Source organism: Curtobacterium sp. MCPF17_047, assembly GCF_003234045.1.
Classification (GTDB): domain Bacteria; phylum Actinomycetota; class Actinomycetes; order Actinomycetales; family Microbacteriaceae; genus Curtobacterium.
This window is the reverse complement of the sequence record NZ_QKSF01000004.1, coordinates 48,606-72,777: the sequence shown is the minus strand read 5'-3', so window position 1 is coordinate 72,777 and position 24,172 is coordinate 48,606. Positions and strand designations below refer to the sequence as shown.

21 protein-coding genes are annotated in these 24,172 nt (G+C 72.9%); 11 read left to right on the top strand and 10 right to left on the bottom strand.

Annotated elements, in window-relative coordinates; translation table 11 throughout:
- Positions 1-3 precede the first annotated feature (3 nt).
- From DEJ33_RS05590 to DEJ33_RS05575, 4 genes are all read left to right on the top strand, one after another.
- A complete protein-coding gene (locus DEJ33_RS05590) occupies positions 4-1,263 on the top strand; it encodes a class I SAM-dependent RNA methyltransferase (protein WP_111194451.1) in 1,260 nt (419 codons plus the stop codon).
- A gap of 127 nt (positions 1,264-1,390) precedes the next feature.
- Positions 1,391-2,119: a response regulator gene (locus DEJ33_RS05585; protein ID WP_375334549.1), complete on the top strand. Its 729-nt coding sequence runs from the start codon at positions 1,391-1,393 to the stop codon at positions 2,117-2,119.
- A 24-nt stretch (positions 2,120-2,143) separates the two neighbouring features.
- Positions 2,144-3,556 (top strand): sensor histidine kinase, encoded by a 1,413-nt coding sequence (locus DEJ33_RS05580; RefSeq protein WP_111194450.1) that lies wholly within the window; start codon positions 2,144-2,146, stop codon positions 3,554-3,556.
- Positions 3,553-4,614 (top strand): hypothetical protein, encoded by a 1,062-nt coding sequence (locus DEJ33_RS05575; protein WP_111194449.1) that lies wholly within the window; start codon positions 3,553-3,555, stop codon positions 4,612-4,614. The genes DEJ33_RS05580 and DEJ33_RS05575 overlap by 4 nt, the downstream gene beginning before the upstream one ends.
- A gap of 454 nt (positions 4,615-5,068) precedes the next feature.
- On the opposite strand, the gene DEJ33_RS05570 is transcribed toward DEJ33_RS05575, so the two are convergent.
- Positions 5,069-5,320, bottom strand: a complete 252-nt coding sequence (locus tag DEJ33_RS05570) for an acyl-CoA carboxylase subunit epsilon (protein WP_111194448.1) — start codon at positions 5,318-5,320, stop codon at positions 5,069-5,071.
- Positions 5,317-6,912, bottom strand: coding sequence for an acyl-CoA carboxylase subunit beta (locus tag DEJ33_RS05565; protein WP_111078216.1), 1,596 nt, complete (start codon positions 6,910-6,912; stop codon positions 5,317-5,319). The genes DEJ33_RS05570 and DEJ33_RS05565 overlap by 4 nt, the downstream gene beginning before the upstream one ends.
- Positions 6,913-6,986: 74 nt before the next feature.
- Between DEJ33_RS05565 and DEJ33_RS05560 the strand changes: the two genes are divergently transcribed.
- The 6 genes from DEJ33_RS05560 (at position 6,987) to purE (ending at position 13,533) form a co-directional block, all read left to right on the top strand.
- Positions 6,987-7,820 (top strand): biotin--[acetyl-CoA-carboxylase] ligase, encoded by an 834-nt coding sequence (locus DEJ33_RS05560; RefSeq protein WP_258374765.1) that lies wholly within the window; start codon positions 6,987-6,989, stop codon positions 7,818-7,820.
- 4 nt (positions 7,821-7,824) lie between these two features.
- Positions 7,825-8,358: a PH domain-containing protein gene (locus DEJ33_RS05555; RefSeq protein WP_111078215.1), complete on the top strand. Its 534-nt coding sequence runs from the start codon at positions 7,825-7,827 to the stop codon at positions 8,356-8,358.
- A gap of 103 nt (positions 8,359-8,461) precedes the next feature.
- On the top strand, positions 8,462-9,769 hold the full coding sequence (locus DEJ33_RS05550; protein ID WP_111078317.1) for a UDP-glucose/GDP-mannose dehydrogenase family protein: 1,308 nt from the start codon (positions 8,462-8,464) through the stop codon (positions 9,767-9,769).
- A 3-nt stretch (positions 9,770-9,772) separates the two neighbouring features.
- Positions 9,773-10,909 (top strand): 5-(carboxyamino)imidazole ribonucleotide synthase, encoded by a 1,137-nt coding sequence (locus DEJ33_RS05545; protein ID WP_111078214.1) that lies wholly within the window; start codon positions 9,773-9,775, stop codon positions 10,907-10,909.
- Between the two features lie 208 nt (positions 10,910-11,117).
- Positions 11,118-12,884: a glycoside hydrolase family 6 protein gene (locus DEJ33_RS05540; protein ID WP_146242534.1), complete on the top strand. Its 1,767-nt coding sequence runs from the start codon at positions 11,118-11,120 to the stop codon at positions 12,882-12,884.
- 139 nt (positions 12,885-13,023) lie between these two features.
- Entirely contained in the window at positions 13,024-13,533 is a 510-nt protein-coding gene (gene purE, locus DEJ33_RS05530; RefSeq protein WP_258374610.1) for a 5-(carboxyamino)imidazole ribonucleotide mutase, read from the top strand.
- Between the two features lie 41 nt (positions 13,534-13,574).
- Here the strand turns inward: purE and DEJ33_RS05525 are convergent, their stop codons facing one another.
- From DEJ33_RS05525 to DEJ33_RS05515, 3 genes are all read right to left on the bottom strand, one after another.
- Positions 13,575-14,273 carry a hypothetical protein gene (locus tag DEJ33_RS05525; protein WP_146242533.1) on the bottom strand — a complete coding sequence of 233 codons (699 nt, stop codon included), beginning with the start codon at positions 14,271-14,273 and terminating at the stop codon, positions 13,575-13,577.
- Between the two features lie 157 nt (positions 14,274-14,430).
- Positions 14,431-15,573, bottom strand: coding sequence for a glycosyltransferase family 1 protein (locus DEJ33_RS05520; protein WP_111194445.1), 1,143 nt, complete (start codon positions 15,571-15,573; stop codon positions 14,431-14,433).
- Between the two features lie 55 nt (positions 15,574-15,628).
- Positions 15,629-16,618, bottom strand: a complete 990-nt coding sequence (locus DEJ33_RS05515) for a YbhN family protein (RefSeq protein ID WP_111194444.1) — start codon at positions 16,616-16,618, stop codon at positions 15,629-15,631.
- Between the two features lie 68 nt (positions 16,619-16,686).
- Between DEJ33_RS05515 and DEJ33_RS05510 the strand changes: the two genes are divergently transcribed.
- Positions 16,687-17,802, top strand: a complete 1,116-nt coding sequence (locus DEJ33_RS05510; protein WP_258374609.1) for a glycosyltransferase — start codon at positions 16,687-16,689, stop codon at positions 17,800-17,802.
- 86 nt (positions 17,803-17,888) lie between these two features.
- Here DEJ33_RS05510 and rfbD read toward each other — a convergent pair whose 3' ends face one another.
- From rfbD to DEJ33_RS05490, 5 genes are read right to left on the bottom strand one after another with little or no spacing between them, the layout of a single operon-like run.
- Positions 17,889-18,740, bottom strand: a complete 852-nt coding sequence (rfbD, locus tag DEJ33_RS05505) for a dTDP-4-dehydrorhamnose reductase (protein ID WP_111194482.1) — start codon at positions 18,738-18,740, stop codon at positions 17,889-17,891.
- Positions 18,741-18,754: 14 nt separating this feature from the next.
- The gene (gene rfbB / locus DEJ33_RS05500) at positions 18,755-19,741 is read right to left on the bottom strand and encodes a dTDP-glucose 4,6-dehydratase (protein WP_111194442.1); all 987 of its coding nucleotides are present in this window, start codon (positions 19,739-19,741) and stop codon (positions 18,755-18,757) included.
- Positions 19,742-19,786: 45 nt separating this feature from the next.
- Positions 19,787-21,484, bottom strand: coding sequence for a hypothetical protein (locus tag DEJ33_RS17145; RefSeq protein WP_181437257.1), 1,698 nt, complete (start codon positions 21,482-21,484; stop codon positions 19,787-19,789).
- Positions 21,481-23,061, bottom strand: coding sequence for a glycosyltransferase family 39 protein (locus tag DEJ33_RS05495; RefSeq protein ID WP_111194441.1), 1,581 nt, complete (start codon positions 23,059-23,061; stop codon positions 21,481-21,483). The genes DEJ33_RS17145 and DEJ33_RS05495 overlap by 4 nt, the downstream gene beginning before the upstream one ends.
- Positions 23,062-23,074: 13 nt before the next feature.
- Positions 23,075-24,016, bottom strand: coding sequence for a glycosyltransferase family 2 protein (locus DEJ33_RS05490; protein ID WP_111044314.1), 942 nt, complete (start codon positions 24,014-24,016; stop codon positions 23,075-23,077).
- Positions 24,017-24,172: the final 156 nt, after the last annotated feature.

Genomic DNA, 24,172 nt, shown 5'->3' with positions numbered 1-24,172 from the left:
ACCATGGGTGAATCCGTCGGCACACTGCTCGAACTCGACGTCACCGGGATCGCCCACGGCGGCATCTCGGTGGCACGGCACGAGGGGCGCGTGGTGTTCGTCACGGACGCGATCCCCGGGGAGCGGGTCGTGGCCCGGGTGACGGAGGACCGGAAGAAGTCGTTCTGGCGCGCCGACACCGTGCAGGTCCTCGAACCGAGCGAGCACCGGGTGGACCACGTCTGGCCCGAGGCCGGCCTGGACCGCGACCCCGCCGTGCGCCCCGGTGGTGCGGAGTTCGGGCACATCGCCCTCGCCCACCAGCGGACCCTCAAGCGCGACGTGCTCGTCGACTCGTTCTCCCGGTTCGGCCGCATCGACCTCGACGCCGTGCTCGGCGCGCCGGTCGTCGTCGAGGCCGCACCCGGCGACGACGAGTCGAACGGCCTCGGCTGGCGCACCCGGGTCCGCCTGCACGTCGACGCCGACGGCACGCCCGGACCGTTCGCCGCCCGGTCGCACACCGTCGTCCCGGTCACCTCGCTCCCGCTGGCCACCGCCGCCGTGCAGGGCTCAGCGCCGCTCGGCCGCGGTTCGATGCCCGGCGCCGAGGTCGTCGACGTCCTCAGCCCGAGCGGCTCCGGCGGCGCACGCCTGGTCATCGACGCCCAGCGCCCCACGGTCGTGCAGGAGGTCGTCGGCGAACGGACCTTCGACGTGGACGACGACGGCTTCTGGCAGGTGCACCGGCAGGCTCCCGCCGTCCTCACCGCCGCGGTGCAGGACCTGGTCGATCGTGAGCGCCTCGACCCGGAGGGCCAGCACCTCGACCTCTACGGCGGCGTCGGGCTGCTCGCCGCGGCCCTCGCCGACGTCGTCGGGCCGCGCGCCCGCGTGACGAGTGTCGAGAGTGCGACCCGCGCGACCGAGCACGCGCTCGAGAACCTGTCCGAGTGGATCGGTGCCCGTGCCGAGACCGGCCGTGTCGACCGGTGGCTGTCCCGGACCGTCGAGTCGGCCTCCCGTCCGGAGCGCGAGCGCTTCCGCGCCGGCACGATCGTGCTGGACCCGCCCCGGTCCGGTGCCGGTCGTGAGGTCGTCGTGTCGATCGCCGCGCTGCAGCCGGCCCAGGTCGTCTACGTCGCCTGCGACCCCGTCGCCTTGGCGCGCGACGTCGCGACGTTCGCGGATCTCGGGTACCGCCTGGAGGCACTCCGCGCCTTCGACCTGTTCCCGCACACCCACCACCTGGAGGCCGTGGCGCGGCTGGTGCCGGTCGCCTGAGCCCCGGCAGGTGGTCGGCTCCGCCAGGTCCCGTTGTGGGGTACGAAGCTGATGTTGACCTGGGTATCCTTGGTGACGACGGCAACCGGGATCAGGGCCCGGCGCGCTGTCGGAACGAGAGGCAACCGTGGGAGACACGACCACCAGCACATCGACCGGCACGACAGGGACTGCCGGTCCCGAGACCCGGCCGGTCCGGGTCGCCATCGTCGACGACCACGAGTCCGTCCGACTGGGGATCCAGGCCGCCTGCCAGAACGAGGGGTTCGAGGTGGTCCTCACCGCCGCGAGCGTCCCGGAGTACATCGCCCAGCTCGGCGGGCGCGAGGTCGACGTCGTCGTCCTCGACCTGTCGCTGGGTGACGGCTCGACGGTCACCGAGAACGTCAAGGGCGTGCAGGGCACCGGTTCGGCCGTGCTCGTGCACAGCATCGCCGACCGCGTCGCGAACGTGCGGGAGGCACTGGCGGCAGGGGCTGCCGGCGTCATCCCGAAGTCGTCCGCGACGAAGACCGTGATGGCCGCCGTCGCGACCGTGGCCCGGGGTGACGTGCTCAACAACCTCGAGTGGGCGAGCGCCATCGACGCGGACCGCGACTTCGCGAAGGCCCAGCTCGGGCGTCGCGAACGCGAGATCCTGCACCTGTACGCCTCGGGCCTGCCGCTCAAGCTGGCGGCGCAGCAGCTCGGCATCGGGTACTCGACGGCCCGGGAGTACCTGGACCGCATCCGCGTGAAGTACGTCGAGGTGGGTCGCCCCGCCCCGACCAAGGTCGACCTGCTCCGGCGTGCCGTCGAGGACGGGATCCTGCCGGGGCTCGACTCCGGCATCGACCCCGACGGCGATGGTCGCTGACGACACCCGCGCCGGTCGGTCCTCGTGACCACCGACGCAGCGGCGGACGCCGGGCCGGCAGCGGCCCGGCGTCCGTCGTCCCCGGGAACCCCCGCATCCGCCGCGGCCGGTCCGAGCGACGCCGGGCCCGGCGGGCCCACCGGGCCCGCCGGACCTGACGGGCACGGTCCGGGGCACGCCCGCGGCGTCGGCTGGGCCGATCCGTCGCGGTCGGTCCGTGCCACGATCACCCAGGCGTCGCTGGACCGGGCGTTCACGATCCTGATGGCCATCGCCGCGATCGGGTTCGGCGCGGTGAACGTCCCCGGCTTCCTCAAGCAGCTGCCGTACCTCGACGCGTTCTGGGCGCCGGCAGCGGCGATCACGATGGCACTCTCGCTCGTCGCGGTCGGGGTGTCGGCGATCGTGCAGCGCTGGTCCCAGGCCGCGCAGACCGTCTGCGCGCTGCTGTTCCTCGTCGCGCTGTTGACCTTCCCGCTGACGGTCGACCAGGCGTTGCCGGTCGACCAGTCCCCGTGGCCGTGGTGGCTCTGCAACGTCGGCACGATCGCCGCCTCGCTGAGCTTCGCCACGTGGCGCGCCGCGGTCTACAACGCCCTCGTGCCGATCATCTACGTCGTGCTGCGGCTCTCGCCGGCCGGCGGTGCGGTCGGCCCGCAGCGGGCGTTCCTCGACGGCGCCTACACCGCGGTGCTCGGCATCGCGGCGCTGATCCTCATCGTGGTGCTCCGTCGCGCCGCGGCGGCGGTCGACGTGGCCCAGGCCACCGCGGTCCGCCGGTACTCGCGGGCGATCCGGGAACACGCCACCGAGGTCGAACGGGTCCAGGTCGACGCCATCGTGCACGACAGCGTGCTCACGACGTTGCTGTCCGCCGCGCGTGCGGACACCCCGGACGCGAAGACCCTCGCCGCACGCATGGCACGGAACGCCATCGACCACCTCGCCGCCGCCGCCGCGGACGGCCCGGGGGAGGACCAGGTCGTGCCGTTCGACGTCCTCCGGAACCGGATCGCCACGTCCGTCACGTCGCTCGGTGCCCCGGTGGAGGTGCGGAGCCTCCCCATGGCGGGCCCGGCGCTGCCGTTCTCGGCGGCGGACGCGATCGCCTCGGCCGCGCTCCAGGCGGCGGTGAACAGCGTGCAGCACGCCGGCGACGACGTCGCGCGCTGGGTGACGATCGTCGCCGACGGCTCGTCCGTGCAGGTCGAGGTCGCCGACGACGGCACCGGGTTCGACGCGCACGCGGTCCCGGCTGAACGCCTCGGTGTCCGGCGCTCGATCATCGAGCGGATGGCCGCCGCCGACGGCGAGGCCGACCTCCGCACCGCCCCCGGCTCCGGCACCCGCATCGTGCTCCGTTGGCCGGCGCTCGGCGCCGACGACCGTCCCGCTCACCGGACCGGTTCGGTCCACCAGGCGGGGGCGGACGCATGAGGGCCTCCATCCCCGCGGGTGTCGCCATCGGACTCGCGGCGCTCTTCTCACTGCTGCACCTGGTCCTCGCCGTCACCACGCTCCCCGGGACGCCGGCGAAGGCCGCTCCGGTCATCGCCTGCATGGTCCTCTACGCGGCGGCGACCGCTCTCGCGCTGCTGGTGCGTGGTCCGGTGCTGCCCGTCTGGGTCGCGTGGTTCGCACTCGCCACCGCCGTCGTGATGCCCCTCGTCTGCTCCACCGTCGTCGACCTCCGGGTCGCCCCGACGTACGCCACGTGGTGGATCGCCGCCGTCGGCACGCTCATGGTCGTGCTGGCCGTCCGGCAGCGCGGCCGCTTCGCCTGGGTCGGCGTCGCCTTCTGCACGGTGCACTCGGTCGGCTGGGCCGGCCTGGAGGCACTGGGCGAGCTGGGTGCACTCGGCAACGTGATCTGGTTGTCCGTCGCCACCGGGTTCGCGATCGCGATGAGCCACGCCACCCGGATCACCCGGGACTTCGTCCGCGCGGAGCAGGAGACCGTCGACTGGCAGGCGGCGCAGGACGCGCACGTGTCGGAACGACAGGTCCGGCTCGGCCAGACGACGCGGATGGCGCTGCCGATGCTCCAGCGCATCATCGACACGTGCGGTGGCTTGGACGAGGACGAGCGTGCCGAGAGCCTGCACCTCGAGCAGGCGATCCGTGACGAGATCCGCGGCCGCTCGCTGCTGTCCGACGACGTCCGGGCAGAGGTGATGCGCCTGCGCCGTCGCGGCGCCGTCGTGCAGCTGCACGACGACGGCGGCCTGGACGACCTGGAGACGGTCGAACAGGAGCGTGTGCACGCCGAGCTCGCCGATGCACTCCGACGCGCGTACGAGGCCGACGCCGACAACGTGATCGTCCGGACCGTGCCGGACAACGCCGACGCCGCGGTGACCGTGGTCGGACTGCGGCTCGACGCGGCCGAGAGCGAGTCCGCAGCCCTCGGGGCGGCGGACGACGACGAGGACGACGACGGGGACGACTCCGTCGCGCTGTGGCTCGAGATCGACCGGTACGCGACCCAGGGCTGACGCCGAGCCGGCAGCGCACACGAGGGGAGCGGCGAACGCCCCGGAGACAGGGAACGCCTCGGATGCGGGAAACGACCCGGAAAACGGGGAACGGGCCGGTCGGAGCTACCGACCGGCCCGTTCACGACCCGAGGCAGAGCGACAACCCGAATATCGCCCTGACTCGTCTCGGCGGTGGCTTCGTACCCTAGTCGGCCACCGACCGGCGATGCACTTCAACGAAGAACACCGAACACAGACAATGATGCCAACAGCACCAGGGGGTGTCAGTCGTCATTTCGGGGGACAATTCGGGCGATCTGCGGCGGTTCCCGGCGTGGACGACCCCCGAGTGAGGGGAGACCGAACGGTGCGTCCGCCGCTGTGCCGAGGTCGACACCGGTCGGTACCGAACGGGGTACAGACAGCCGGTGGTACCGGACCGTCACCGGACCGGTACCGGACGCGAACGGGTTCAGCGGAGGGACCGGCTCCAAGAGCCCTGCTGGAGCGGTCCGCGCATCCCCCGGGCAGATCGGGTCCAGCCGTCGCGCGGTGACGACTCCGTCTGGGCTCGGCCGGCAGCGGCGGCCTCGTCGGCCTGACGCTGCAGCACCGCGATCACGGCTGCGAGCTCCTCGGGTGTCGGGTCCCCGCCGACGACACGCACGTCCGCGACCGACGCGGTGGCGTCGGCCGGGGCGTCGGCAGCATGGCGTGGGCTCACAGGGGGATGTTCCCGTGCTTCTTCGGCGGCAGGCTCGCCCGCTTGCCGCGCAGCGCCCGGAGCGCCTTGATGACCGACACGCGTGTGGCGTGCGGCTGGATGATCCCGTCGAGTTCGCCGCGCTCGGCCGCCAGGTACGGCGACGCCACGTTGTAGGTGTACTCGTTCGCGAGCTTCGTGCGGACGGCAGCGACGTCCTCGCCGGCTTCCTCGGCACGCTTGATCTCGCTGCGGTAGAGGATGTTCACCGCACCCTGACCGCCCATGACCGCGATCTCCGCGGTCGGCCAGGCGAGGTTGATGTCCGCCCCGAGCTGCTTCGAGCCCATCACGATGTACGCGCCGCCGTACGCCTTGCGGGTGATCACGGTGACGAGCGGCACGGTGGCCTCGGCGTAGGCGTACAGGAGCTTCGCACCGCGGCGGATCACACCCGTCCACTCCTGATCGGTGCCGGGCAGGTACCCCGGGACGTCGACCAGGGTCAGGATCGGGATCCCGAACGCGTCGCAGAACCGGACGAAGCGCGCGGCCTTCTCGCCGGCGTCGATGTTCAGCGTCCCGGCCATCGCCTGCGGCTGGTTCGCGATGATGCCGACCGTGCGGCCCTCGACACGACCGAAGCCGATCATGATGTTCGGCGCGAAGAGTGGCTGCACCTCGAGGAACTCGCCGTCGTCGACGACGTGTTCGATGACCTGGGTGACGTCGTACGGCTGGTTGGTGGAGTCCGGGATGACGAGGTCGAGCTCGCGGTCGGCGTCGGTCGTCTCGAGCTCCGGCGCGACGTCGTACGTCGGCGGATCGGACAGGTTGTTGTCCGGCAGGAACCCGATCAGCGAGCGCGCGTAGTCGAGCGCGTCGGTCTCGTCCTCGGCCAGGTAGTGCGCGACCCCGGAGACCGCGTTGTGGGTCTGCGCGCCGCCGAGTTCCTCGAAGCCGACGTCCTCGCCGGTGACCGTCTTGATGACGTCCGGGCCGGTGACGAACATGTGGCTGGTCTTGTCGACCATGATCACGAAGTCGGTGAGGGCGGGGGAGTAGACGGCGCCACCGGCAGCCGGGCCCATCACGATCGAGATCTGCGGGATGACGCCGGAGGCCGCGGTGTTGAGGCGGAAGATCTCGCCGTACTTGCCGAGCGCGACCACTCCCTCCTGGATGCGGGCGCCACCGGAGTCGAGGATGCCGATGATCGGCACTCCGGTCTTCAGCGCGTGCTGCATCACCTTGACGATCTTCTCGCCGGCGACCTCACCGAGGGAACCGCCGAAGACCGTGAAGTCCTGCGCGTAGACCGCGACCTGTCGGCCGTGGATGGTGCCGTGGCCGGTGACGACCGCGTCGCCGTAGGGACGCTTCGACTCCATCCCGAAGGCGTGGGTGCGGTGGCGGACGAACTCGTCGAGCTCCACGAAGGAGTTCTCGTCGAGCAGCTGCTCGATCCGCTCGCGGGCCGTCATCTTGCCCTTGGCGTGCTGCTTCGCGATCGCGGACTCGCCTGCGGCGGTCACGGCTTCGTGGTACCGGTCGCGGAGGTCAGCCAGACGGCCTGCGGTCGTCGAGAGATCGGGGGTGTCTCCTGTGGTCACCCGCTCACCCTACCGGCGGTGCGGGACACCCCCGTTGGAGGACCCCCACGGTTCCGGGCCGTAGGTTTGCGTGCATGTCCACACCGGTCACACCCGACTTCGTCTCCGTCAGCGCCGCCGTCCAGGGCGCCGGCGCGACGATGACGGTGCTGCCGACGACGGGGTCCACCAACGCCGACCTGCTCCGCGACGCACCGGACCTGGCCTCCGGCAGCGTCGTGGTGACCCTCGACCAGACCGCCGGACGCGGACGGCTGGACCGGTCGTGGGTGGCCCCCGCGGGACAGACCCTGGCCGCGAGCGTGCTGGTGCGGGCGGACCTCGACGCCCGCGACCGGGGCTGGCTGCCGCTCGTCGCGGGCGCCGCCGTGCGCGACGCCGTCGCCGGCGTGCTCGCCGACGGACAGACGGACGCAGGCGCGCAGCCGGACACGGACGACCGCGTGCTCGTGAAGTGGCCGAACGACGTCCTCGTCGACGGCCGCAAGGTCAGCGGCGTGCTCTGCCAGGTCGCCGCCGACGGGTCCGTCGTCGTCGGCGTCGGCGTGAACCTCACGATCCCGGCCGGCGCGCTGCCCACCCCGACCGCCACCTCCCTCCTCGTGGCCGGTGCGACCGGACCGGCCACGGCACTCGCCGACGCGGTCCTGACGGACCTCTGGACGGGCCTCCAGGAGGCCGTGGCCGGGCTCGTCGCCGGAGGTGCCGCCGCCGACGCGGTCCGTTCGCACGTCCGGGCCGTGTGCGGGACGGTCGGCCAGCGGGTGCGCCTCGAGTTGCCGGACGGATCGACGGTCGAGGCCGACGCGACCGGCGTCGACGACGACGGCCGCATCACGATCCGGGACCGGACCGGCGCCTCCAGGGGCGTCGCGGTGGGGGACGTCACCCACCTGCGCTATGCATGAGCCCATGACGGACGAGCCTGCCCCCGAGCTCGTCGTCGCCCGGCTCCGGCCACACGCCCGACGACTCGTCCGCCCCGCGGTCTTCGTCGTGCTCGTGGCGGCCGCCGGCGGGTTCGGCTTCGGGGTGTTCCGCGCGGAACTCGCCTGGCTCAACGTCGCGGTCGCGGTCCTGGTCGTCGTGCTCGTCCTGCTCGGCGGCGTCGTGCCGCTGCTGCGGTGGATGTCCCAGCGGTACGTCGTGACCACCCGGCGACTCGTGGTCTCGCACGGTCTCGGCACCCGGACCCGCCGGGAGCTGCTGCACTCGCGCGGGTACGACGTCACCGTGCGGCGACAGGGTGCCCAGGGGCTGTTCCGTTCGGGCGACGTGCTCGTGTTCCCGGGGGAGGACCCGGCGCTCGTGCTCACCGACGTCCCGCACGCGGACCTCGTCGTCGCCGTGCTGCACGACCTGGTCGAGGCGCACGAGGCACGACGTCGGCACCGCGAACCCGACTGGGACGACATCGTCCGCGGGACCGCCCGACACGACCGCTAGCCGCTTCCTCCGACTGCGATCTGCGGAGACACTGCGGGGAACCGCGCGTGGTCTTGCGGTTCACCGTCTCGTGGACCGGGCGACGACCCGGTACCGTCGTCCCGTGCGTATCTCTGTCATCGGCTGCGGTTACCTCGGTGCCGTCCACGCCGCCTCCATGGCCAAGCTCGGACACGACGTCGTCGCGGTGGACGTCGACCCGGGGAAGATCGAACGACTCGCGGCGGGCGAAGCACCGTTCTTCGAGCCCGGTCTGCCCGAGATCCTGACCGAGGCCCTCGCCTCCGGTCGGATCCGGTTCACGACCGACATGGCCGAGGTCGCCGGCGCGCGGGTCCACTTCGTCGCCGTCGGCACCCCGCAGGGACCGACCGGCGCCGCCGACCTCACGTACGTCGACGCGGCCGTCGCCTCGCTCACCGAGCACCTGTCCGCCGGGGACTTCGTCGTCGGCAAGTCGACCGTCCCCGTCGGCACCGCGGCCCGCCTGGCCGCGGACGTCAGCGCGGCCGTCCCCGGTGCCACGCTGGTCTGGAACCCGGAGTTCCTCCGCGAGGGCTTCGCCGTGCAGGACACCATCGCGCCGGACCGCCTGGTCTACGGCGTGCCCGCCGGCCCCGAGGGCGAAGCCGCCGTCGCGGCGCTCGACGAGGTGTACGCCGTCGCGCTCGCCGAGGACACCCCTCGTCTCGTCGTCGACCTGGCCACGGCGGAACTCGTCAAGGTCAGCGCGAACGCGTTCCTCGCGACCAAGATCTCGTTCATCAACGCGATGGCCGAGATCGCCGAGGTCGTCGGCGCCGACGTCACCGCACTCGCCGACGCCATCGGACACGACGCCCGCATCGGCCGGAAGTTCCTGAACGCCGGCCTCGGCTTCGGCGGCGGCTGCCTGCCGAAGGACATCCGTGCGTTCCAGGCCCGCGCCGACGAGCTCGGCGTGGGCGAGTCGCTCGCGTTCCTGGCCGACATCGACGCGATCAACCTCCGCCGCCGGGCGCACGTCGTCGAACTCGCCACGCAGGCCCTCGGCGGCGACGTCACCGGCAAGCGCGTCGCGGTCCTCGGACTCGCGTTCAAGCCGAACTCCGACGACGTCCGGGACTCGCCGTCGCTCGACATCGCCGCGCGTCTGCGTGAACTCGGTGCCGACGTCGCCGCGTACGACCCGGAGGCCATCGTCACCGCCCGCCGTCTGCACCCCGAGCTGGACTACGTCGAGACCGTCACCGAGGCCGTCACCGGCGCCGACATCGTGCTCGTGCTCACCGAGTGGAACGAGTTCCGTGAGCTCGACGCCGCCGCTGTCGCCGCGGCCGTCGCCACCCCGGTCGTCATCGACGGCCGCAACTGCCTGGACCGGGACGCCTGGCGCGCCGCGGGCTTCGCCTACCACGGCATGGGACGCTGATCGATGGCGCTGCGAGTCGGGGTCATCGGCGGTGGCCAGCTGGCGCGGATGATGGTGCCCGCAGCGGTGGAGCTCGGCCTCGACATCCGGGTCCTCGCCGAGGGACCGGGCATGTCCGCGGCCATCGCCGCGACCGCCGAGGGTGACTACCACGACGCCGAGACGGTCCTGGCGTTCGCGCAGGACGTCGACGTCGTCACCTTCGACCACGAGCACGTGCCCCAGGACGTCCTCGCCGCGCTGGTCGACGCCGGTGTGGCGGTCCGGCCGGGCCCCGCGCCGCTCGCGGTCGCGCAGGACAAGATCACGATGCGTCGTCGGCTCACCGAGCTCGGGCTCCCGGTGCCGGACTGGGCCGCAGTGCACGACGCCGACGAGCTCCGCGCGTTCCTCGCCGAGCACGGCGGACGCGCCGTCGTGAAGACCCCGCGGGGTGGGTACGACGGCAAGGGCGTCCGTGTCGTCACGGATCCCGCCGACGTCGAGGACTGGTTCATCGCGGTGGCCGAGTCCGGCGGAGACCAGGCACTCCTCGTCGAGGAACTCGTCGCCTTCACCCGCGAGCTCGCGCAGTCCGTCGCCCGACGGCCGTCCGGACAGATCGTCGCCTGGCCGCTCGTCGAGACGACGCAGCGTGACGGGGTCTGCGCCGAGGTGATCGCGCCCGCGCCCTCGAGTGCCGGTCGGATCGCCGACCTGGCCGAGTCGATCGCCGTCCGCGTCGCCGAGGAGCTCGACGTCACAGGGGTCCTGGCGGTGGAGCTCTTCCAGACCGACGATGACCGGATCCTCGTCAACGAACTCGCGATGCGTCCGCACAACACCGGCCACTGGTCGATCGACGGGGCGACCACGAGCCAGTTCGAGCAGCACCTGCGGGCCGTGCTCGACCTGCCGCTCGGCACGACGGGGACGAACGCTCCCGTCGCGGTCATGGTCAACGTGCTCGGCGGGCCCGGCGACGGTGACCTGGCGGGTCGCTACCCGGCGGCGCTCGCCGCGTTCCCGGAGGCGAAGTACCACTTCTACGGCAAGGCCCCGCGCCCCGGTCGGAAGATCGGCCACGTCACGGTGACCGGAGACGACGTGGACGACGTCGTGTACCGCGCCCGGGCCGCGGCAGCGCACTTCGACGACTGACCCCGGATGACTGACGGCTGACGGCTGCCGCGCTGCGGGCTGACGGACGGACGCCGCTCGGGCGGGGAGGGTCTCCTGCTCCGTGCCCCTGTCAGACCCCTGTGCCGGGTGCCACCACGTCGGGTGGCACTCGGACTGGCGGGTGGTCGTCGTGGGCGAGCCGTGGTGCCATGGGGAGGCTGACCACGCTGACTCCCGGGGGACCCACATGCGCTCGACCAGGGCACCGCGAACGACCAGGGCGTCGCGCTCGACCAGGGCGTCGCGCGCGACCAGGGCGTCCGCCGTCGCGCTCGCCGTCGCCGTCGTGACGGTCGGACTCGTCGCCTCCGGGCTCGTCCTGTCCGAGTCCGACTCGAGCCCCGCAGCCGCTGCCACCCCGACCGAGCTCCGCGCACGCACCGCGGCACAGGTCTACGGCGGTGGACAGTACAACCCGCCGACCGGTGAGGCCGCGAAGGCCGCCGCGGCGCTCCGCACGACCGACCCGGCCGGAGCCGCCGCCGCCTCGACGATCGCCCGCTACCCGGTGGCGACCTGGCTCGGCGAGTGGACGCAGGGCACCACCCTGACCGAGACCGTGACCGCCGCCACCGACGGTGCCGCCGCCACCGGCACGACCGCGGTCTTCGTCACCTACGCGATCCCGCAGCGTGACTGCGGCGGCTACTCGGCTGGTGGTTTCGACGAGAGCTCCTACGACCGCTGGGTCGACCAGGTCGTGTCACTCGTCGCCGGGAAGCGTGCGGTGGTCGTCGTCGAACCGGACTCGCTCGCGATGCTCAGCAACAGCGCTTGCACCGGGTCGTTGGACCAGCAGCGCTACCGGATCCTCTCGCGCGAGGTCGCGGCCTTCACCGCTGCCGGTGTCCCCGCGTACCTGGACGCGGGGAACTCGAACTGGGTGCCGGCGGCGACGATGGCGGACCGGCTCGTCCAGGCCGGCGTCCAGACCGCCCGCGGGTTCTCCACCAACGTCGCGAACTACTACCCGGTCGCGCAGGAGCAGGCGTACGCGCAGCGCGTCTCCGCCCTGACGGGAGGGTCGCACTACGTGATCGACACGTCGCGGAACGGCACCGGGTGGCGGGGGACCTGGTGCAACGCGCCGGGCGCCGGCCTCGGTACGACGCCCCGGGTGGCCACCGACGGCACCGCGCTCGACGCACTGCTCTGGGTGAAGACGCCCGGCGCGAGTGACGGCACCTGCAACGGCGGACCCCGGGCCGGGACGTGGTACTCGGCGTACGCGCGGGCACTCGTCGCGAACGCCGCGCTCGGTACCCCGGTCCTGACGCCGACCCCCGCGACGCGGCAGCCCGTGGCACCGCGGGTCGCACTCGACTCGGCGACCACGGCCCCGGCGGGCATCGCGGTCCGGGGCTGGACGGTCGACGCCGACGCGCCCGGCGCGTCGCTCCCTGTGGGCATCACCGTCGACGGTCGGACCGTCGCGACGACCACTGCGGGCCTCGACCGCCCCGACGTCGCACGGGCCACCGGTGCCGGAGCAGCACACGGGTTCCAGACCGTCGTGCCCGGTCCCGCGGGCACCCACCGGGTGTGCGCGGTCGTGTCCGACGTCGGTCCCGGTGGCACGAGCACCACGGCCCGCACCGTCCCGACCTCGGTGTGCCGGACCGTGACGGTGGCCGCGAGCGCTCCCGTCGGCCGGCTCGACGCCGCGACGTCCCCTGCGACACGTCGCGTGGCCGTGTCGGGTTGGGCCTTCGACCGGGACGCGGTCAGCACCCCGGTCACCGTCACCGTGCGGATCGACGGTCGGCGGCCGACGGGTGTCGCCGCCTCGGGCTCCCGTCCCGACGTCGACCGCGTGTACAGCGCCGGATCGTCGCACGGTTACGCGCGGACGCTGGCCGTCGCGTCAGGCCGGCACACCGTGTGCGTCACGGCGACCGGGCTCGGCCGCGGCGGGGACGCCTCGCTCGGTTGCCGCACCGTGACGGTCCGCTGACGGACCCGTCCCGTCGCCCGGCTCACCCGGCTGGCCTGGCTGGCCCGGTTGGCCTGGCTGGCCCGGTTGGCCTGGCTGGCCCGCTTGGCCCGGCGGGCCCGGTGGGAGACGCCCGCCACCCGCCGCTAGGCTCGGCAGGGTGACCGACAGCGCCGCTCCCGCCCCCCTCGTCTCCGTCATCATGGGTTCCGACTCGGACTGGCCGACCATGCGCGCCGCGGCCGACGTGCTCGACGAACTCGGGATCCCCTACGAGGCGGACGTCGTGTCGGCGCACCGCACCCCGGACAAGATGATGCGCTTCGGGCGCGAGGCCGCGGGCCGCGGCATCCGTGTCGTCATCGCCGGGGCCGGCGGTGCAGCGCACCTGCCCGGCATGGTCGCCTCGGTGACGACCCTGCCCGTGATCGGCGTCCCGGTGCAGCTCGCCCGGCTCGACGGTCTCGACTCGCTGCTGTCGATCGTCCAGATGCCCGCGGGCATCCCGGTCGCGACGATGGCCATCAACGGTGCGGCGAACGCCGGGCTCCTCGCGGCGCGCATCATCGGGACGTCCGAGCCCACGGTCGCGGCCCGGCTCGCCGAGTACGCCGCCGAGCTCGAGCAGGCCGTCGAACGGAAGGCACAGGCGCTCCGCGACGCCCGCTGACCTGCCCGCGCCGGCCCGAGGTCAGTGGCGCCGGTCGACGGTCAGGAGGCTCGGGCCGCGCCCGTCACGCCGTCCACGGTCACCGTGCGGCTGGCTCCACCCGAGGACACCGTCGCGGTCCACGTCGGCGCGGAACCGCTCCCGCCGAGCTGCAGGGTGGCGAGGGTGCTGCCCGGGACCGCTGCGGTGGCCTTCGCGGCGGCGGCGTCGGCGTCCACGCGCAGTCCGGCGGCACGTGCTGCGTTCGCGGTCTTCGTCGCGGCGTCGGAGTCCTTCGGGAACGGTCCGGAGGTGACCCGGCCGAGCGTGGCGGACACCACGGACTGCGTCAGCGTGCCGTCGGGCCCCGCGACGACCACAGTCCAGAGGTCACCCGACCCGGTGAGGGAGACGACCGTGCCACCGCCGGCGGCTGCGATGCCCTGCTGGGTCACGATGCCGAGGTCGACGGTGCCGGGGTCGGTGACGCCGCCGCCGTTCCCGGCGCCCTGCCCGGAGCCGTCGTCGCCGTCGTCGTCACCCGGCGTCGGCGTCGCGCTGGCCGGCGAGGACGGGACGACCGGGGTGCTCTGCGAGGGGGTCGGGGACGCGGTCCGGGTCGGCTCGGCGGTCGCGGTCGCCGTCGCACTGCGGGTCGGTGCCGGGGTGTCGCCGCCGGAGCACGCGGTCAGGAACAGGGCCGCGCCGACGCCGACGGTGATGGCGGCGGTGAGGGCCGTGGACGGGTGACGACGGGTCATGAGCCGATCCTGGCAGTCGGGGACGGGCCTCCCGGCCAGGGACACGGCGGAGCGGACGATCGATGCCGAGCCGTGACGCTGCCGGACGGACCGGTAGCGATGCCGACCAGCACCGATGCCGACCAGCACCGACGCCGACCAGCACCGATGCCCCGGGTCAGAGGTCGGCGTGCAGCTGCCAGGTCTCGAGGGCGGAGTCGCGCCAGTCGAACATCCGGGCGCGGTCCGGACCGGCGATGGCGAGCTGGCCCGCGAGGTGCGGGTCGTTGACGACCTGGTACATCGCCTGCGCGAGACGCTCGGGGTAGGTGTCCCGGGGGTTCCGTGCGACGCACACACCGGCATCGGACGCGACTTCGCTGACGGCTTCGTCGTCGGAGTGGATCACCGGGACGCCGAAGCTCATCGCCTCGATCACGGGGAGCCCGAAGCCCTCGGCCAGGCTCGGGAACACGAAGACGGTTGCGCGGTCGTACGCCACGGCGAGGTCGGCGTCGTCGACCCGCCCGAGCACCTTCACCCGTGACGGGTCGAGCCCGGCGCGTTCGGCGGTGCCGTGCACGTCCACGTCGCCCCACCCGTCCGGCCCGGAGATGACCAGGGGGACGTCGGCCGGCGCGTCGGGGTGGGCCATCGCGTCGATGAGCGCGGTGAGGCCCTTCCGGGGCTCCAGTGTGCCGACGGCCAGCACGTAACGGTCGGGCAGGCCCAGGCGCTCCGCGCGGAGGTCGGCGTCGACCGGCACGCGAAGGCGTCCGCTCGGTGCGCCGCCGATGACGCGCAGGCGGTCGTCGAACCGGTGGATCTCGTTGAGCTGTCCGGCGACCGCGTGGGTCGGGACCACGACGGCGTCGGCGTACTTGTACGCGCGCTTCACCATCGCCTTGTGGAAGTGCACGCCGCGCGGCGTCAGGGTCTCGGGATTCGTCCACGGCACCGTGTCGTGCACGGTGACGACCGTCTGCCGACCCGGTTCCTGCACACGGTCGTGCTTGACCAGCGGTGCGAGCACACTCGGTGCGTGCACCATGCCGTGCGAGGCGCCGTGGGCGAGACCGCCCTGCCAGGCGAGGGCCAGCTCACGACGGGGGAGCGCGAGCCGGTCGAGGTCGGCGAGCCCGGGCAGGAGTGTCCGGAGACGCTGCAGTTCGGCGGTCGAGGACGCGGAGACGACCGCTTCGACGTCGCAACCGTCCGGGGCGGTCGCGATGAGCTGCCGGGTCAGTTCCTCCGCGTAACGGCCGATGCCGCCGGGTACCGGTGCGAGCACCTGGTCCACGATCACGCGGAGTGTGGTCATCTGGCGGGGCTCCTCGGTGGTGCGTCCCGGGTCGTCCCGGGGTCGACTGACGAGGCTACCAGTGGCGTTCGGGAGAACCGGGGAGGTCGCTGGTTTCGTCCACAGCAGGCGCACGCCGACGGCGGCGTTCCCCGAGCACGGCAGCCCCGGCGAACACCAGGTCGACGACCGTCAGGAGCACACGGGAGGTCACGGCGACGCTGACCGCCGCTGACGCGCCGAGCGGCACCCCGGCGGTGAGCAGCGCGGTGAGGACGGCCTCGCGTCCGCCGAGCCCGGCCGGCAGGAAGAAGACCAGGAAGCCGACGAGCCAGGCGAGGGCGTAGGCGCCGACGGTGAGCGTCGTCACGCGGAGGTCGACGTGTCCGAGCGGCACCAGCACCAGGACGATGTGCAGGCCGAACACCACCCACGCCAGCAGCGCCCACCCGAACGCACGGACGACGGCGCCGGTGCTGATCTCGAGCGTGCCGAGGTCTCGGCGGGTGACCTTCGAGGCCAGGCGCAGCCCGAACCGGAGCACGGCCGGGTGCAGCGCCGCGAGGACCACCGGCACGAGGAGCACCACGAACCAGTACCGCGAGAAGGCGTCGGGCTGCACGAACGGGATCGTGACCGCCGCGATCGAGACACCCGCGCCGCAGCTGATGAGGAGGGTGAGCATGCCCACCGCGACACTGCGCGCCGCGGGGACCCGGTGCTCGCGGCCCAGGTCGGCCTGCGCCACGATCGGCCACACGGAGCCCGGGATGTACTTGCCGATCTGGGACAGGAAGAACACCCGCTGTGCGGCACCGAGGGGGATGCGGTGCCCCGCTCCGGACATCAGCGCGCGCCAGGACAGGAACGTCACGTAGGTCGCCGCGCCGCCCGTGACGAACGCGCCGACGAGGGTGAGCGGGTCCTGTCGGCCGAACGCGTCGACGATGTCCCCGGCGCGCGGGACCAGGAAGGCCACGCACAGGACGAGGGCGACGACCAGGCCGACGACACGGACGATCGTCTTCGTCCGGGAGCGTCCGGCGGGCTGCTGGGGTTCGGTCATTCTCACCTAGGGTTGATCGGGCGCCGGCTCGGATGCGGCGCACGCGAGCATCGGAGAGGACGGCCCACGTGCGGATCTTGGCCTTCGGAACATACCAGGCGGCGGACCACCCTCGAGTGCGGGTGCTCGCCGACGGCCTCCGCGCCCGCGGACACGTCGTCACCGAGGCGAACGTCCCGCTCGGCCTCTCCACGCGCGAGCGTGTCGCGATGCTCGGCGCCCGCTCCGGAGCCGTGCAGATGGCCGGGCGACTCGTCCGGAGCTGGTCACGGCTCACCGGGAAGGCGGTGCGCGCGCGGGCCGCCGGCCGGCCGCACGCCGTGCTCGTCGGCTACATGGGGCACTTCGACGTCTGGCTCGCACGCCTGCTCTTCCCGCGCACGCCGATCGTGCTCGACCACCTGGTGTTCGCCGCGACGACCGCCCAGGACCGTGGGGTCGGCGGCACCGGCCTCAAGCAGCGGCTGCTCCGCGCGATCGACGGCGCGGCGCTGCGGATCGCCGACGTGGTGGTCCTCGACACCGACGAGCACCGCGACCTGGTGCCCGAGCGCTTGCGGGCGAAGGCGGTCGTCGTCCCCGTCGGGGCCACGGCGCAGTGGTACGACGCCGCGCAGGAGTCGTCGCCCTCGGCCGCCACCGACGGGCCCTTGCGTGTGGTGTTCTTCGGGCTCTTCACCCCGCTCCAGGGTGCGGCGACGATCGGCGCCGCGATCGGGGGACTCCGTCCGGAGGACCCCGTCCGCGTCACGATGATCGGCTCCGGCCAGGACCTCGAGGCGGCGCAGGCCGCTGCTACGGGGGGCGCCCCCACCGAGTGGATCCCGTGGGTCGCGTCCGAGGAGCTGCCGGCCCTCGTCGCCGGGCACGACGTCGGCATCGGCATCCTCGGCACGACGCCGAAGGCACGCAAGGTCGTGCCGAACAAGGTCTACCAGTGCGCGGCCGCGGGCCTCGCCGTCGTGACGAGCGACACCGCGCCCCAGCGCCGGGCGTTCGGGGACGCGGTGATCGGCGTCCCGCCGGGCGACGCCGGCGCCCTCGCCGCCACGCTCCGTGCCCTGGCGGAGGACCGGGCGTTCCTCGCCGAACGCCGCTCCGCTGCTGCTGCGGCTGCCGAGCGGTTCCGGCCGGCGGCAGCCGTCGGACCGCTCGACGAGCGGCTGGCTGCGATCGTCCGCTGACGGAGCGCGCCGGACCGACGACGGACGGGAGGCGCGGTGCCAGCTGGCACCGCGCCTCCCGTCGGTCGTCGTCCCGTCAGGACGAGTCAGCGGCGCAGGGCCCCCGCCTCGACCGCCGCGTGGAGCGCTTCGCGCCAGTCACGCATCGGGGCGAGACCGGCTCGGGACCACGCGTCGTGCCCGAGCACGCTGTACGCCGGGCGCGGTGCGGGACGGACGAAGGTCGCGCTGTCGGTGGGGAGCACGCGCTCGGGGTCCAGTCCGTTCTCGGCGAAGATCGCGCGCGTGAAGTCGTACCAGGAGCCCTGGCCCGAGTTCGTGCCGTGGTAGATGCCGGCCGGAGCGTCCCGGTCGACGAGCTCGACGATGCGGGCGGCCAGGTCGCCGGTCCAGGTCGGCTGCCCGACCTGGTCGGTGACCACCGAGACCGTGTCGTGCGAGGCCGCGAGCCGGAGCATGGTCGCGGCGAAGTTCGGGCCGTGCTCGCCGTAGATCCACGCGGTCCGCACGATGTACGACGAATCCGGCGCGACCTGTCGGACGGCCGCCTCGCCCGCCGCCTTGGTCCGCCCGTACGCGTTCAGCGGATCGGTGGGTGCGTCCTCGGCGTAGGGCGCGGTGCCGTTGCCGTCGAACACGTAGTCCGTCGAGATCGTCACGAGCTTCGCGCCGTGGCGTACCGCTGCCTCGGCGAGGAGCCGTGGGCCGGTGGCGTTCACCGCGGCGGCCTCGTCCTCGTGTGATTCGGCGTCGTCCACCTTCGTGTACGCCGCCGAGTTGATCACGACGTCGTGGCCGGCGACGGCCGCGTCGACCGCGTCCGGGTCGGTGATGTCCAGGTCGGCGCGGCCGAGCGCGGTCACGTCACGGCCCTGCAGCGCGAGCTGGAGGTCGCGGCCGAGCATGCCGGCGGCGCCGGTGATGAGGGTGCGCGTCATCGTCGTCGCCGGGCTCAGCTGAGCGCCGCGCGCTCCTTGAGGGGCTCCCACCAAGCGCGGTTGTCGCGGTACCACTGCACGACGTCGGCCAGACCCTGCTCGAACGGCACCTGCGGCTCGTAGCCGAGCTCGGCCTGGATCTTCGAGATGTCGACCGAGTAGCGCAGGTCGTGGCCGAGACGGTCCTGGACGCGGTCGACGTACGACCAGTCCTTGCCGGTCGCGTCGAGGAGCAGCTGGGTGAGTTCCTTGTTCGTGAGCTCGGTGCCGCCACCGATGTTGTAGATCTCGCCCGCGCGGCCCCTGGTCAGGACCATCGCGATGCCGCGGGTGTGGTCGTCGACGTGCAGCCAGTCGCGGATGTTGTCGCCCTCGCCGTAGAGCGGCACGTGCCGGTCGTCGATGAGGTTCGTGACGAAGAGCGGGATGACCTTCTCGGGGAAGTGGTACGGCCCGTAGTTGTTGGAGCAGCGCGTGATCGAGAGGTTCAGCCCGTGCGTGCGGTGGTAGCTGCGCGCGAGCAGGTCGCTGCCGGCCTTCGACGCCGAGTACGGCGAGTTCGGCTCGAGCGGGCGCTCTTCGTCCCACGAGCCCTCGCTGATCGACCCGTAGACCTCGTCGGTCGAGACGTGCACGAACCGCTCGGTGCCGTGCCGGAGGGCGGCGTCGAGCAGACGCTGGGTGCCGACGACGTTCGTCTCGACGAAGATGCCGGAGTCGCGGACCGAACGGTCGACGTGGGACTCGGCGGCGAAGTGCACGATGGCGTCGATGCCCGGGACGACCTCGTCGAGCTTGGCGGCGTCCGTGATGTCGCCCTGCACGAAGGTGTACCGCGGCGAGTCCGCCACCGACGCGAGGTTCTCGAGGTTGCCCGAGTAGGTGAGCGCGTCGTACACGACGACGTCGGCACCTTCGAGGCCGGGGTAGGCGTCCTGCAGCGTACGGCGGACGAAGTTCGAGCCGATGAAGCCGGCCCCTCCGGTGACGAGGATCTTCACGCGTTGTTCCTTCAGTGATCGGTGAGCGGTCGGTCGGCGGTGAGTCTACCGGGCGCCGTGGTCGGGGTCGGGGTCGGGGTCGGGGTCGGGCTGGTCGGCGGTGGGCACGTCCTGCGGGCCGGTGCCGACGGGGCGGGCAGCGTCGGTGTCGTCCGCTCCGACCGAGGAGGCGGTCGCCGCATCCTGCGGTCCCCGTCGCCCGACGGCACCCCAGGCCAGCACGAGCGTCACGAGGCCGACCAGTGCGGTGGCGCCGACGAGGGCCGCGAGCGGACGGACGCCGTACGGCAGCGAGCCGAAGAGCGTCTGGCGTCCGGCGACCGAGATGCGGAAGACGAGCTCCTCGTAGGACCCCGAGTAGAGCAACCCCAGCGCGGCGACCGCGACCAGCGGCGCCACGACGATCGCGGCGCGTGCCAGGCGGACCCGGACCGCGTCGCGCTCGACGAGGGCGCGCCACGCGCAGGCCTGGGCGACGAGCAACGCGGCCAGCGCCGGGAAGAGGAACCGGCCCTGGTTCACGGTGACGCCGAGGTGGCTGGCGTACGTGGCCCAGTCGCGGGCGAGCACGACGACGAGGGCCGTCACGGGGAAGGCCGCGGTGACCAGCACGGTGCGGCGGTCCACGGTTCGGCGGCTGAGCCCCCAGACCAGCGCAGTCAGGGCGATCACGGTGAAGGAGTCGACGAGCACGGCCGACAGTGGCCACTCGTACCGGCCGAGGAGGCCCCAGAACGAGTTGGACATGCCGTTCCAGAACGCGCCCGCGAACTGCGTCGGCGCCGGCGACTCGTGCGCGGGCCACGACATCGACACGGCGGGGAACGGATCGGGCTGCGGCGTGCCGGTCTGCACGGCCAGCGCGACGTACCACCACCCGGTGGTGACGGCAGGCACCGCGAGCACCACCAGCGCACGCAGCAGGCGGCCGAGCGGCCCGGACCCGTTCCGCGCCACGACCACGGCCAGGAGCGCGAACGGGACGGCGATCGCGCCGCCGGCCATCATCGCGGTCCCCACGGCCAGTGCGCCGCCGAGGGCGAGGACCGTCCACCAGGAGCGGTCCCCGGTGAGCACACGCACCGCGAGCCACGTGGCGAGCACGCCGGCGGTGATCACGGGCACCCACACCGACACCGACGAGCCGAGCTGCGCGAGCTGCGGGACGGCCAGGAGGGTCGCGGCCGCGGCCACGGCGGTCCGGGGCGAACCGGTCGCCCGACGGACGCTCGCCCAGACGAGCGCCGGGACGGGGAGCATGACCGCGACGTCGACCAGGCGCATGCCGAGCACGACGATGTCCCAGCGGCGGCCGGCGAAGTCGAGCAGGTGGGCGACCACCGCCTGCACCAGGAACCAGGTCGGCGGGTGCTGCGACATCGGGTTGACGAGCGGGTTCTCCGACCCGTCGCCGACGATCGTCGCGAAGTCCGGCCGGTCGGTGGCGGCGGGCAGGTGCACCGGGACGTTCTGGGCGAGCAGGCCCTGCAGGTAGTGCAGGTCACCGGCCGGCGGCCAGCCCTGTCCCATCGCGAGGTGGATCACCGCGTCGACGTTGGCGAGCTCGTCCGGGCCGTGGAGCGACGGGTTGACGTACGCCCAGAGGGCGAGGACGAGCCCGAAGACGACGGTCAGGCCGATGACCGTGGTGGCCTCGCGACGGCCGACGGGCGGTCGGTCGTGTCGACGACCGGCGGCGGGGCGGACGGCCACCGCGCGGGTCCGCGTTCGCGTGGTGCTCATGCGGTCGTCCCTCCACGGTGGGCGGTCTCGGTCTCGGTCTCGGTCTCGGTCCCGGCTCCTGCGGTACCGAGCGGGTCGGTCCGAGACGGGTCGTCGACGGACGGCCGCAGCGTGGCGGCGACCACCACCGCGGCGGCGAGCACCACGGCCGCGACGAGCCACCCGACCACCATCACGGGGACCGGCACCGGGGACGACGTGGCGAGCACGTCGAGTCCGAGTGGCGTCACCCGGATCCGGGAGTGCTCGGCGATGCTCCCGTAGGTGAACAGCAGGCCGTAGACCGCCATCGCGGCGGACAGGGCCGCGACGACGACGGCGAACCGGCGACGGCCGCGGTCGGTCTGGACAGCACGGCGCCAGGCGATCGCGCTGAGGGCGATGAACGCGAGCAGGGCGGGGAAGTAGTACCGGCCCTGGGTCGCGCCGATGAACGTGGTGGCGCGGTAGCTGCCCCAGGCGTTCGCGGTCTGCAGCACGAAGATCGTCGCCGGCAGCACGGCGAGGGTGATCGCGACGCGGAGCCCCGGCGCGCGTCGGAAGCCCCAGACGAGCAGGGCACCGAGACCCAGGACCGTCGCGGTCTCGAAGACCACGGGGGAGAGGATCCACTGCGCCCGTCCGCCGAAGCTGCCCCAGAACGTCCGGGCGATCGTCGACCACGACACGTCGGCGAAGGCGGCCGGGTCTGGGCCGGTCCCGGTCGGGAAGGGCTTCGGCGGGCGGATGGCCGAGAAGCCGCTGGGCTGCAGCGTGTGGAAGACGAGGAGGTTGCGCACCCACCACCACGCGCCGACGGCGGCGGCGAGGGCGAGGACCCAGAGCGCCCGGACGGCGCGCGGCAGGACCCCGGCCCGACGCATCGGCGCGACGAGCACGGCGACCGCCACGAACGGGATCAGCGGGAGCGCGGTGCCCTTCCAGACGATCGCGACGCCGAGGGACAGGGCGAGGGCGAGCGCGGTGCGGACCCGGTCGTCGCCGGTCATCACCCGGACGGCCAGCCACACGGTGGTCGCCGCGAAGAGCACGACGGGCGCGTCGTTCGACGCCGAGGCACCGATCGAGGCGAGTTCGGGGACGGCGAGGACGGCGAACGCCCCGACCAGCGCGGCACGGGGCGACCGGGTCACCCGCCGGACGGTGGCCCAGGCGAGTGCCGGCAGCGGCAGGACGAACAGGGCACCGAGGAGCCGGACCGCGAGCAGCGCGACGTGCGGCCGGAGGGACTCGAAGTCGACCAGGTGGAGCACACCCGCTGCGACGAGGTAGTAGGTCGGCGGGTGCTGGGTCATCTGGTCGACGGTGTCCGACGACGAAGCCCCGGTCGAGCGCAGGAGCTCACCCATGGTCGGGGCGCTGTCGGGTCGGGGGTCGCTCGCCTGTTGGACCGCGTCGAGCACGCGGAGGTCGCCCGGGTCGGGCCAGCCATCGCCGATCGCGACGTGCACGGTCGCGTCGAAGTGCGCACGCTCGTCGGGCGCCTGGAAGGTCGGGACGAGAGCCGCCCAGAGCACGAGCAGCAGGCCGAACGTCGCCGTCACCGCGGCGACGACGACCCACTCGCGACGTCGCACCGGAGGGACGGGGTCAGTCACCGTACCGGGCGAGCTTCTGCAGGTCGAGCTGTTCCTCGGCCAGGGTCCGGTTCAGCCGCGTCAGGTCCGCGACGACGCCGATCGTCATCGCGAGCACCGCCGTGATGACGAGGACCAGCCCGAGCAGGAGCGACTGCAGGTGGTTGCCGCCGGAGTCCGTCGCGAGCAGCACCAGGTACCGGATGAACGGGATGAGCCCGCAGACGGCCAGCACCGCGCTGACCCAGGCGAACAGTGCCATCGGTCGGTACATCAGGTAGACGCGGGCGATCGCGGACCCGGACTCGAACATGTGCTGCCAGATGTTGCTGAACAGCCGCGACTCACGCGTCTTGGCGTTCGTCGTGATCGGCACGCTGGCGATCGCGATGCGCTTGTAGCCGGCTTGCACGATCGTCTCCATGCAGTAGCTGAACCGCGTGACGATGTTGAGCCGGATGAGCGAGTACTTCGAGTAGGCGCGGAACCCGCTCGCGGCGTCGGGCAGGTCGAGGCCGGCGGCGCGGCTGGCGACCCAGGAGCCGAAGCGCTGCATGAGCTTCTTGAAGCCGGAGAAGTGCTCGATGGTGCGCGTCTGCCGGTCACCGATGACGATCTCGGCACGCTTCTCGAGGATCGGCAGGACCAGGTCCGCGATCTGCGCCTGCGGGTACTGGTTGTCGCCGTCGGTGTTGACGACGATGTCCGCACCGTGCAGCAGCGCGTAGTCGACGCCGTCGCGGAACGACCGCGCCAGGCCCATGTTCTGGGCGTGACGGACGAAGTGCGTCACGCCGTGGGCCTTCGCGACCTCGACGGTGCGGTCGGTCGAACCGTCGTCGATCACGAGGATCTCGATCTCGTCGATGCCGGGGATCGACCGAGGGATCGTCTCGAGGACTGCGGGGAGCGTCTGCTCCTCGTTGAGGCACGGGATCTGGATGAAGAGCTTCACTGCGTTCGGGCGTCTCGATCTGGTCGTTGGGCGCGCATGCTCGAGGTGATGGCGCGCGGGAGCGTTTCAGGCCGCGTTCACCATACGTGATGTCGTCGACCTACCGGAGGAGGGTGCCGGTGTGCCCGTGCGGGCGATCCCGTCCGAGACGCATTG

Bases quoted from the DNA above. Each gene is read 5' to 3' on its own strand.
- DEJ33_RS05545 (WP_111078214.1), top strand. From the start codon at position 9,773: ATGGCGCTGCGAGTCGGGGTCATCGGCGGTGGCCAGCTGGCGCGGATG.
- DEJ33_RS17145 (WP_181437257.1), bottom strand. From the start codon at position 21,484: ATGAGCACCACGCGAACGCGGACCCGCGCGGTGGCCGTCCGCCCCGCC.
- DEJ33_RS05590 (WP_111194451.1), top strand. From the start codon at position 4: ATGGGTGAATCCGTCGGCACACTGCTCGAACTCGACGTCACCGGGATC.
- DEJ33_RS05555 (WP_111078215.1), top strand. From the start codon at position 7,825: ATGACGGACGAGCCTGCCCCCGAGCTCGTCGTCGCCCGGCTCCGGCCA.
- DEJ33_RS05520 (WP_111194445.1), bottom strand. From the start codon at position 15,573: ATGACCACACTCCGCGTGATCGTGGACCAGGTGCTCGCACCGGTACCC.
- rfbD (WP_111194482.1), bottom strand. From the start codon at position 18,740: ATGACGCGCACCCTCATCACCGGCGCCGCCGGCATGCTCGGCCGCGAC.
- DEJ33_RS05560 (WP_258374765.1), top strand. From the start codon at position 6,987: ATGTCCACACCGGTCACACCCGACTTCGTCTCCGTCAGCGCCGCCGTC.
- DEJ33_RS05575 (WP_111194449.1), top strand. From the start codon at position 3,553: ATGAGGGCCTCCATCCCCGCGGGTGTCGCCATCGGACTCGCGGCGCTC.
- DEJ33_RS05515 (WP_111194444.1), bottom strand. From the start codon at position 16,618: ATGACCGAACCCCAGCAGCCCGCCGGACGCTCCCGGACGAAGACGATC.
- DEJ33_RS05525 (WP_146242533.1), bottom strand. From the start codon at position 14,273: ATGACCCGTCGTCACCCGTCCACGGCCCTCACCGCCGCCATCACCGTC.
- DEJ33_RS05540 (WP_146242534.1), top strand. From the start codon at position 11,118: ATGCGCTCGACCAGGGCACCGCGAACGACCAGGGCGTCGCGCTCGACC.